Raw genomic sequence first — 10719 nt, 5'->3', positions numbered from 1 at the left:
GAGTGTTTGGTCGCACTCTCATTTTACTCACTTGGATCCAGGCTTTTTCATTTATTAATGTTTATGGGACAGCAGTGGGCGGTGGGCCCCTTTTTGCCGCTGAGCCTATCGGTGACGTCAGTTTTATGGGCAATGAGCATATCGCCATCTTTAGTTCCTCCGAGTGGGCTGAGCGTGGGTTCTGCAAGCAGTGTGGTACACACCTGTTTTACCGATTAAAGCAGGAAGAACACTACGCTATCCCTGTCGGTTTGTTGGACGGTAGCGACTGGGACTTTACCGAACAGATTTTTATCGACCAGAAGCCCGAGTTTTATACCTTTGCCAACGATACCCGCATGCTTACGGAGGAAGAAGTGTTTGCTCAGCATGCAAACAAGTCGTAGGCGGTCAGTATTAAGCTATGCAGTTTTTTCCATTGTCGCTTCCAGCGCGTCAATCATTTTTCTTGCCGCATTGGAAAGCGTGCGGTTGGTATGCACCAGATAGCCAAGCGGCCTGTGTATCGGCGCGGTATCGATGCTTAGCTCGACCAGCTCGCTATCCACCATGCCCTCGGGTAACAGGCTCCAGCCAAGCCCGACGCTGCACATCATTTTCAACGTCTCTAGATAGTTGGTCGCCATACTTACCGGTAAGGTAAGCCCGGCTTCAGCAAACCGCTGTTCAATCAAGGTTCGGGTAAACGTCATTGCTCCAGGCAGCACACACTTGTACTGGCATAGCGTTTCAAGCGTAAGCTCAGGCGCCTGGGCTAACGGGTGATCCGGAGCGCAAACAAAGCATAGCCGGTCACGCCAGAGCTTGACCACATGGAGTTGTTCAATAGGGTGGGGCGCAAGCGTTACCACCGCGAGTTCAAGCGTGCCATCCTGTACGCCTTGATAAGCGAACTCTGAATCGAGAAAGTGCAGATCTAGCTCAACCTCCGGATGGTGCTGAGTATAGTGCTTGAGAATGGGCGGCAGGCGGTGCAGGCCAATATGATGGCTGGTCGCCAGCGTTAACCGGCCGCCGACCTGCCCAGAAAGATTGGCAAGCGCGCGTCGGCTGTCCTCTACTGCTGCAAGGATCCGCTTGGCCTGGGGGAGTAATAAATGGCCGGCTTCGGTGAGCGAGATACGCCTACCTATCCGATCAAACAGCCGCGTACTTACCTGTGATTCCAGCGTGGCAATACGTTTACTAACCGCAGGCTGGGTCAGGTAGAGCTGCTCGGCAGCCCGCGAAAAGCTTTGAGTTTCGGCAACGGCTAAAAACGCCTGTAGGCTTTGGGTATCCATGTGTAGTTCCGTCGCTAAATTCTGTCTACTATTCCAATGTGGAATCGTATCTATAAATAACATGAATTGCTTTTATGCGCGACACGCGTAACACTCGTTGCATCACTGGCGCAAAGACGTCAGCGCAAAAAACTAGCAGGGCGCTAGCCCGGGAGAGCCATATGTCAGGTCAAACCCTTTACGACAAACTCTGGAATCAGCACCTGGTGAAGCAGCGTGACGATGGCACCGCGTTGATTTATATCGACCGTCAGCTGCTTCACGAAGTGACCTCCCCACAGGCTTTTGAAGGTCTGCGCCTGGCCAAGCGTAAGCCATGGCGCCTGGATGCCAACCTGGCGACGCCGGACCATAACGTACCTACCACGTTGAAAGAGCGCGCCGAAGGCAACAGCGGCATTAAAGACCCGGTGTCGTTGATTCAGGTGCAAACCCTGGATGACAACTGCGTCGAGTACGGTATCGAAGAGTTCAAGATCAACGACCCGCGCCAGGGCATCGTCCACGTAGTAGGGCCGGAGCAGGGCGCGACACTGCCCGGTATGACCGTGGTATGCGGTGACTCTCACACAGCAACCCATGGTGCGTTTGGCGCGCTGGCCCACGGCATCGGCACTTCTGAAGTCGAGCATGTGCTGGCGACGCAATGCTTGCTGGCGCAAAAGATGAAGAACATGCAGGTGCGCGTGGAAGGTGAACTTGGCCTGGGTGTCACCGCAAAAGACGTGGTGCTGGCGATTATCGGAGAAATTGGCACCGCAGGCGGCACGGGCTACGCGATTGAGTTTGCCGGCAGCGCGATTGCCTCGCTTTCCATGGAAGGCCGCATGACCGTGTGCAACATGGCCATTGAAGCCGGAGCCCGGGTGGGTTTGATTGCTGTTGACGACACCACCATCGATTACCTGGCCGAGCGCCCCTTTGCGCCGACTGCCGAGCAGTGGGAAGCGGCGGTAGCTGACTGGCGTCAGTTGGTATCGGATGACGATGCCTCGTTCGACAAAGTAGTGACGCTGAAAGCTGAAGATATTGAGCCGCAGGTTAGCTGGGGAACCAGCCCTGAAATGGTGACGGGTATTTCAGGCCAGGTACCGGACCCCAAGGCGGCGATGGATGAAACCGTACAGCGCAGCCATACCCGCGCGCTTGAATATATGGGGCTGCACGCCAATCAAAAAATCACCGATATCAAGCTCGATAAAGTGTTTATCGGTTCGTGCACCAACTCGCGTATTGAAGATTTGCGTGAAGCCGCCAAGGTTGCCCAAGGTAATAAAGTGGCCGACACGATCAAACTTGCCATGGTCGTGCCGGGGTCTGGCCTGGTGAAACGTCAGGCGGAAGCCGAAGGGCTGGATAAGATCTTCATCGATGCTGGCTTTGAGTGGCGCGAGCCGGGTTGCTCCATGTGCCTTGCCATGAATGCCGATAAGCTGGGCGCCGGCGAGCACTGCGCATCGACCTCCAACCGCAACTTCGAAGGGCGTCAGGGGTACGGCGGTCGTACGCACCTGGTAAGCCCTGCGATGGCGGCGGCGGCAGCGATTGCTGGCCACTTTGTTGATGTACGCAGTTTATCCGCCAACGATGCTACCCACGCTCAGGAGGCTTGAGCCATGAAAAAGTTTACTCGTTTCGAGGGCGTGGTTGCCCCGCTTGATCGCGCGAACGTCGATACCGACTTAATTATTCCCAAGCAGTTCTTGAAATCGATCAAGCGCACGGGGTTTGGCGTTAACCTGTTTGATGAACTGCGTTATTTAGATGAAGGGCAGCCGGGGCAGGATTGCTCCAATCGCCCACTGAATCCTGATTTCGTGCTCAACCAGCCGCGCTTTAAAGGGGCTGAGGTGTTGCTTGCCCGGCGCAACTTTGGCTGTGGTAGCTCGCGTGAACACGCGCCGTGGGCGCTGGAAGATTTCGGTTTTAAGGTTGTCATTGCGCCAAGCTTTGCGGATATTTTTTACAATAATGCGTTTAAAAACGGCATATTGCTGATCACGTTAAGCGAAGAAGAAGTGGATCGTCTGTTTGCTGGCGTCGATGCTAACGAAGGCTACCAGCTGGATATCGACTTGGAGAACCAGCGAGTCAACACGCCGGGCGGCGAAATTCTGGAGTTTGAAGTGGACGCGTTTCGTAAGCACTGCCTGCTCAACGGCCTGGATGATATTGGCATCACACTGCAAGACGAAGATGCAATTCGTACCTTCGAGCAGAAACACAAGGATGCCCGGCCCTGGCTGTTCCGTCAGCCTGCCTGATTCAGCTCAATAAAAGCTATTTAGAATAGCTAAAAAGACATACATAGCGCGGTGCAACCCGATTGCAACGCGCTAAGCGGCGCCAAGCCGTGCTGACACTCTATTAAGGATTTAACATGACCCACAAGGTGCTTCTGTTACCCGGCGACGGTATTGGCCCAGAGATTGCGGCTCAGGCCGCGCGCTTGTTAAAAGCCTGCCAGGAAGCGGGTTTGGATATTGACGTTGAAGAAGCGCTGGTTGGTGGCTCGGCTTATGATGTGCACGGCGAGCCGCTACCCGCTGAAACGCTTGAAAAAGCCAAGGCGGCCAGCGCAATTCTGCTTGGCGCGGTGGGTGGCCCTAAATGGGACAAGATCGAAGATCTTTCCAAGCGACCCGAAAAAGGCCTGTTGGGCCTGCGCAAGAACCTTGGGCTGTTTGGCAACCTGCGCCCGGCCATGCTCTATCCGCAGTTGGCCAGTGCCTCAAGCCTGAAACCTGAGTTGGTGGCAGGTCTGGATATCATGATCGTGCGTGAATTGACCGGCGGCATTTACTTTGGTCAGCCGCGGGGGATTGAGGAGCGCAACGGTGAGCGTGTGGGCTTTAATACCTACATCTATTCCGAAAGCGAGATTGAGCGCATCGGCCGCGTGGCGTTTGAAATGGCCCAAAAGCGCGGCAAGAAGCTCTGCTCGGTGGACAAGGCCAACGTGCTGGAAGTCACTATCTTGTGGCGTGAAGTGATGGAGCGTCTGGCACCAGAATACCCGGATGTCGAGCTTTCACATATGTACGTGGATAACGCCGCGATGCAGCTGGTGCGCGCCCCGAAACAATTCGATGTGGTCGTGACGGGCAACATGTTTGGCGATATTCTTTCTGATGCCGCCGCCATGCTCACCGGCTCCATCGGTATGCTGCCTTCAGCCTCGCTGAATGAAAGCGGTCAGGGTATGTATGAGCCTTGCCACGGAAGTGCGCCGGATATCGCCGGGCAAAATATTGCCAACCCGCTGGCCATGATGCTGTCTGTTGCCATGATGCTGCGCTATTCGCTTAATGAAACGGCCATGGCAGAGCGTATAGAAGCCGCGGTAGGCAGCGTACTAGACGACGGCCTGCGTACTGCGGATATTGCGTCTGAAGGCATGCAGACTATCGGCACCGATGCGATGGGGGATGCCGTATTGGCCGCATTTGCGAAATGTTAAGTGTGTTTTGAAGCGTGCTAACTAATTGATCTGAAAGTGTGACGGCTCGGCCACTCAAAAGGGTGGCCGACGCCATTTATAAGTTTTGTGTATAATATTGGTCTCATTCTTTGCTGGAGGACTTCACATGTTGAAAGTCGGTTTCGTAGGATGGCGTGGTATGGTCGGCTCTGTGCTGATGCAGCGCATGCAGGAAGATGGCGATTTTAACGGTATTGAACCCATCTTTTTCACGACCTCCCAGGTAGGCCAACCTGGCCCCGATATCGGCGTAGACGTACCTCCGCTTAAAGATGCGTTTGCCCTTGAAGATCTGAAAGCACTTGATGTGATCGTGACGTGCCAAGGGGGCGATTACACCAAGGAAGTCTACGCAGATCTGCGTAAAAACGGCTGGCAGGGCTACTGGATTGATGCGGCTAGTACGCTGCGCATGGAAGACGAAGCCACTATCGTGCTTGACCCGGTTAACCGCAAGGTAATCGATGCGCAGCTTGCTAAAGGCGCCAAGACCTTTGTGGGTGGCAACTGCACCGTTAGCCTGATGCTGATGGGCCTGGGTGGCCTGTTTGAAGCCGATATGGTCGAGTGGATGACCTCCATGACCTATCAGGCGGCTTCCGGCTCTGGCGCCAAGCACATGCGCGAACTGCTCAATCAAATGGGGCAGCTGCGTGATAGCGTCGGTGAAGAGCTCAAGGATACATCGAGTGCAATTCTGGATATCGACCGTAAGGTAACCGCTGCCATGCGCGGTGGCGACTTCCTGACCGATAACTTCGGTGCACCGCTTGCCGGTAGTTTATTGCCGTGGATCGATACCAAGCTTGAGAACGGCCAGAGCCGTGAAGAGTGGAAAGGCTTCGTTGAGACCAACAAAATTCTGGGTCGCGGTGAAAGTCCGGTGCCGATTGACGGTCTTTGCGTGCGAATCGGCGCCATGCGCTCGCACAGCCAAGCCTTTACCATCAAGCTCAAGCAGGATGTACCGCTTGATGAAATCGAAGATCGCATTGCCAAGCACAATGAGTGGGTCAATGTAATTCCCAATGATAAAGACGCCACGGTTGCAGGCTTAACGCCCGCCGCCGCGACCGGTACGCTGAATATTCCGGTGGGCCGTCTGCGCAAGCTGAATATGGGTGGAGAATATCTTTCTGCATTCAGCGTAGGCGACCAGCTGCTGTGGGGCGCCGCCGAGCCGCTCAAGCGGATGCTGAAAATTTTGCGCGAGCAATAAATCAGCAAGGCGAGTGCTAATCAAAACGGGGAGCTTTCAGCTCTCCGTTTTTTTATGTCATTTATAAGATATAAATACATTAGGTCAAATAGGTACAAGCGTTTATTGCTTAATTATGTTAAGTATACTTGGTTATTGTTTTAGGGGCTGCACAGCGCTGTGCATTGATAAATCAAGAATTGGTTGGGTATCGTGCCAAAAAAAACTTCAAACACTCGAGCTGCCCTAAACGCCGCTGCATGGCTGACGCTGACGTCGCTAAGCTCATTTGCATTTGCCATTGAGCTAGGTCCGGCCTCTGTTTCATCACCTCTGGAAAGCCCTCTAAGTGCTTCTTTGCCGCTGCTTGATTCTGGCGCCTATCCGCTAAACGAGTTACATGTGCAGCTTGCCAATGAAGATGCGTTTTCTGCCGCAGGGCTTGAGTGGATCCCATCCATTCAACCGGTGAGTGCTGCGCTTGAAGAGCGAGAGGGCAGTCGGCACATTGTATTGAGCTCTCAGCAGCCGGTTACCGCTCCCTGGCTGGATTTGTTGCTCACGCTTGACTCTCCAGAAGGACAGCTTAACCGTACTGTTACTCTGTTATTCGATCCCGTGGGCTACTCTCCGACAGTTTCAAGCCCAGCGACCCAGAGCAGTGCGGTTGCCATGCTTGATGTGTTGCCGGGGGATACGCTGTGGCGTATCGCCGAGCGTAGCAAGCCAAGTGAGGTCAGTATTCAGCAGATGATGCTGGCCTTGGTCGAGGTCAACTCGGATATTTTTCCTGCCGGTAATATCAATAGTTTGCGTGCGGGGCAGGCGTTGTCTGTGCCCAGTGTAGATCTGGCACTAAGCCGTTCATCTGGTGCTGCCGCTCAGACCGTCCGCGCAATGGTGAATGAGGGGCGACATGCACCTACTTCTGCGCCAGTAGCCTTGCCCGAGTTTGAAGCACCGCCTACGCCGGTAGGCGAGGGTAACCAGCTGGATAAGCCCCTCATAGTAGCCTCATCTGAGGGCGCTACTTCCAATGGCGCAGGTTTCAGTGAGTGGCAAGTCGAGCAAAACAGTGCCATCGCCAAACTTAGCGAGCAGTTGGCGCAAAGCCAAACGAGCCTACTAGAAGCTCAGCAAGACCGCGAGCAGCTCCATATTGAGCTTAATGAGCTGCGTCATGGCATTGGTTTGCTTCAAGACGACATAGCGGCGGCTCAAGCTGCCTTATCCACCCCGCAAGCCTCCAGTACGGGCACTGCCACGGAGGGGGCGCTCGACCGTAATGTGCAGAACACTGGCGGTTTGCTGGCCCGGCTGGAGCGCGCTCAGTGGTTGCCCATCTGGGGCCTAGGCTTGCTGCTGATAGGCCTACTACTATTAGTAGTAGGGCTTGGATGGTTTTTTAAGCGTCGCAAAGTGCTGCCGAATGATGATAAGCAATACATAGAAGGCGCAACATTGGCTGAGCCGACAGTGTTTCGGCCCACCGATGTGGCTTCTGAGAAGGCCGCGTCTCCGTCATCTTCTGGTTCTGAAGAAAACAGCATGCAGGCCGGTGGCGAAATGGTCGATCATAAGCAAGACGCATTCTTCACCAGCGTGGCGAGAAGTCAGGCGGCCGGTTTAGCTGTACCCCTTGCAGCAAAGCCTCTGGCCCCTTCAGAGACGCAGTGGGAGATTGAAGAGGTAGCATTCAAGCCTCGAGGCCGGGATAATAGCTGACCTTTCAAATTTAATGACGTGGCTTGATGACGCTGTTCTACCACTTTGATGAAACACAACCGCTAAAAGGCCGCTTGGCGATGGGCATTGAGTACGATGGCTCACGCTTTTGCGGCTTCCAACGCCTAAAGCATGCTGCTTCTGTGCAAGCGGCTGTAGAAGATGCCCTGACGAAGGTGGCGAGTGCGCCGGTCCAGATTCATGCCAGCGGGCGTACTGATTCGGGTGTTCACGCGACGCGCCAGGTGATTCACTTCGACCCCCCCGCCGAGCGCACTGAGAAAGCCTGGATTTTTGGCGTCAATACAAACCTGCCGCGCGATGTAGCCGTGCGCTGGGTAAAGCCGGTATCGGACGACTTTCATTCACGCTTGGGGGCGCTTGGCAGACGCTATCGCTATTTAGTGCTTAACCAGATCAGCCGCCCCGTTCTTGAGCGTACCAACGTAACGTGGTGCCGTGATCCGTTGGATGCGGACGCCATGCATCGTGCCGCGCAAGCGCTCGTTGGCGAGCATGACTTCTCAAGCTTTCGTGCAGCGGGCTGCCAATCTAAGACACCATGGCGGCAGATGCATTTTATCGATGTGAAGCGTTACGGCCCATTGGTGGTGATTGATATTCAGGGCAATGCGTTTTTGCATCATATGATTCGCAATATCGCCGGAGCGCTGATTAGCGTGGGGCGTGGCGCGCAAGATGATCAGTATATTGAACGTTTGTTGGCGCTTAAGGATCGTAAGAAAGGAGATGTAACAGCACCTGCGTGCGGGCTGCATTTCGTTGACTCGATCTACGACGAGCGTTTTGAACTGCCGATGGAGCCGGTAGGGCCTAATCTGCTCGCGTTTACCGGTGAATGGACCGGCGAGCGTGAACTACCTGACAACCCCAGGATTGCGGCGCGGCGTAAACTTAGCTTTGCCAAGAAAACGCCTGACCCGGCACAGGAGGCGCTCGATGAAGATACTTAGCCCAATGCGCACGCGAATCAAGTTTTGTGGGCTCACCCGCCGTGAAGATATCGCGCAAGCGGTCAGATCGGGAGTGGACGCGCTGGGCTTTGTTATGTGGCCTAAAAGTGCGCGCAGTATCACCGTTGAGCAGTTGGCAGTCCTTTCTGCCGATGTGCCAGCGTTTGTTACCCGGGTTGGGCTATTTGTTGACCAACCTATTGAGTTGATTGAACAGTGTTTGCCGTACCTGGATCTGATTCAGTTCCACGGCAATGAGTCTCCCGAGTTTTGTGCTCAGTTTGGTCGCCCTTGGATAAAGGCCCTGCGCATGCATGAGAGTGTCGATCTGGCGAAAGCGGCGGCTGACTATCATCAAGCGCAGGCACTGCTTCTTGATGCTTATCGTCCGGGCATTCCTGGCGGCACGGGCGAGACGTTTGATTGGGCGAGAATCCCCGCAGAACTTGCAAAACCTGTTATCCTCGCCGGTGGGTTAACGGTTGAAAATATTGCTTCGGCCGTTCAACAGGTAGCGCCTTATGCCGTTGATGTATCTGGTGGAATTGAGCTGACACACGGTTGTAAGGACGTTGATAAAATGGTGTCGTTTGTCAGTCAGGTCGCGTTCGCCGACGCGCGTTAAGCTCACTGCGCAGCTTGCTTCATTTAGCTGCGTCCTATGTTTATTCAATGTTTGCCTTGTCTGGCAATCTCGTGAGGTATCTCTGTGACTATCTCAAGAACTGGCTCCGTAACTGGCTCAGCAACTGGTGATTCTAAAACCGCTTCTGAAACCGTTTCCGAAACCCGGTTCAGCGACCTAACCCGAATGCCCGACGCCCGTGGCCATTTTGGTCCTTATGGTGGCCGGTTTGTATCAGAAACTCTGAGCTTTGCCTTGGAAGACCTGGAAAAGACATACTTAAGTCTGCGTGACGATCCCGCTTTCCAGGCCGAGTTTGATTATGATCTTGCCCATTATGTCGGACGCCCGTCACCGCTCTACCATGCCAAGCGCTGGTCAGAGTCTCTGGGCGGGGCACAAATTTGGTTAAAGCGTGAAGACTTAAACCATACGGGCGCTCACAAGGTGAACAATACGATTGGTCAGGCACTGTTGGCCAAAAAAACCGGTAAGCCCCGGGTAATTGCTGAAACCGGTGCGGGTCAGCACGGCGTGGCGACGGCAACGGTTGCTGCGCGGTTGGGCCTTGAGTGCGACGTGTATATGGGCGCTGAAGACGTACAGCGCCAAAAACTCAATGTCTATCGTATGCGCTTATTAGGCGCGCGAGTAATCCCGGTAGAGTCAGGTACGCGCACCCTGAAAGATGCCATGAACGAAGCGCTGCGCGACTGGGTAACGAATGTCGATAATACGTTTTACATTATCGGTACGGTAGCAGGCCCTCACCCTTATCCGCAGCTGGTGCGTGACTTTAATGCGGTTGTCGGACGTGAAGCGCGGCGCCAGTCGCTTGAGCAGATCGGCCGCCTGCCGGATGCATTGATAGCGTGTGTTGGTGGCGGTTCCAATGCTATCGGTCTGTTTTATCCGTTCGTCGAGGATGACGGTGTTGCGATGTACGGTGTGGAAGCCGGCGGCGACGGCATTGAAACCGGCCGCCATGCAGCCCCGCTCTCGACCAATGCGCCGCGTGGCGTGCTCCACGGTAACCGCACATATTTGATGTCCGATGAGGCGGGGCAGGTGTCGGATACCCATTCGATCTCAGCGGGCCTTGATTATCCAGGTGTTGGCCCTGAACACTCGCTTTGGAAAGATGTTGGCCGAGTTAATTACGTAGCGGCAAACGATAAGGAAGTGTTGGAAGCGTTTCGCGAGCTGACGCAGATGGAAGGCATTATGCCTGCGTTGGAATCCGCTCATGCGCTTGCTCATGCCAAGGTGTTAGCGCCAACGATGCGTCCTGATCAGCACATTGTGGTCAATCTTTCTGGTCGTGGTGATAAAGACATCATGACCGTGGCCAAGATTGATGGCATCGAATTTTAAGAGCAGCTTTTAAGGACCGTTTTTAAGAACAGTTTTTAAGAACCGTTTTAAGGACAAGC

The 10719-nt window shown here is 54.4% G+C and carries 10 protein-coding genes; 9 read left to right on the top strand and 1 reads right to left on the bottom strand.

Features of this window, described 5'->3' with window-relative positions; translation table 11 throughout:
- The coding region (locus INT33_RS09110; RefSeq protein ID WP_226940126.1) for a GFA family protein at positions 1-386 on the top strand (386 nt) is incomplete at its 5' end.
- Between the two features lie 15 nt (positions 387-401).
- Here the strand turns inward: INT33_RS09110 and INT33_RS09105 are convergent.
- The gene (locus INT33_RS09105; RefSeq protein ID WP_192539852.1) at positions 402-1283 is read right to left on the bottom strand and encodes a LysR family transcriptional regulator; all 882 of its coding nucleotides are present in this window, start codon (positions 1281-1283) and stop codon (positions 402-404) included.
- Positions 1284-1444: 161 nt separating this feature from the next.
- Between INT33_RS09105 and leuC the strand changes: the two genes are divergently transcribed.
- The 8 genes from leuC (at position 1445) to trpB (ending at position 10660) form a co-directional block, all read left to right on the top strand.
- On the top strand, positions 1445-2896 hold the full coding sequence (gene leuC / locus INT33_RS09100) for a 3-isopropylmalate dehydratase large subunit (protein ID WP_192539853.1): 1452 nt from the start codon (positions 1445-1447) through the stop codon (positions 2894-2896).
- 3 nt (positions 2897-2899) lie between these two features.
- The gene (gene leuD, locus INT33_RS09095) at positions 2900-3547 is read left to right on the top strand and encodes a 3-isopropylmalate dehydratase small subunit (protein WP_192539854.1); all 648 of its coding nucleotides are present in this window, start codon (positions 2900-2902) and stop codon (positions 3545-3547) included.
- A gap of 116 nt (positions 3548-3663) precedes the next feature.
- On the top strand, positions 3664-4743 hold the full coding sequence (leuB, locus tag INT33_RS09090; protein WP_192539855.1) for a 3-isopropylmalate dehydrogenase: 1080 nt from the start codon (positions 3664-3666) through the stop codon (positions 4741-4743).
- Positions 4744-4870: 127 nt separating this feature from the next.
- Entirely contained in the window at positions 4871-5983 is a 1113-nt protein-coding gene (asd, locus tag INT33_RS09085) for an aspartate-semialdehyde dehydrogenase (RefSeq protein ID WP_192539856.1), read from the top strand.
- A 192-nt stretch (positions 5984-6175) separates the two neighbouring features.
- Complete coding sequence (locus INT33_RS09080; RefSeq protein ID WP_192539493.1) at positions 6176-7687, top strand: type IV pilus assembly protein FimV; 1512 nt, start codon at positions 6176-6178, stop codon at positions 7685-7687.
- Between the two features lie 26 nt (positions 7688-7713).
- Positions 7714-8661, top strand: coding sequence for a tRNA pseudouridine(38-40) synthase TruA (gene truA / locus INT33_RS09075; protein WP_192539492.1), 948 nt, complete (start codon positions 7714-7716; stop codon positions 8659-8661).
- Entirely contained in the window at positions 8648-9286 is a 639-nt protein-coding gene (locus INT33_RS09070) for a phosphoribosylanthranilate isomerase (protein WP_192539491.1), read from the top strand. The genes truA and INT33_RS09070 overlap by 14 nt, the downstream gene beginning before the upstream one ends.
- A 186-nt stretch (positions 9287-9472) precedes the next feature.
- The gene (gene trpB, locus INT33_RS09065) at positions 9473-10660 is read left to right on the top strand and encodes a tryptophan synthase subunit beta (RefSeq protein ID WP_193091697.1); all 1188 of its coding nucleotides are present in this window, start codon (positions 9473-9475) and stop codon (positions 10658-10660) included.
- Positions 10661-10719 lie beyond the last annotated feature (59 nt).

The organism is Halomonas colorata, from assembly GCF_014897985.1.
Lineage (GTDB): Bacteria > Pseudomonadota > Gammaproteobacteria > Pseudomonadales > Halomonadaceae > Vreelandella > Vreelandella colorata.
This window is presented reverse-complemented; position numbering and strand designations above follow the sequence as displayed.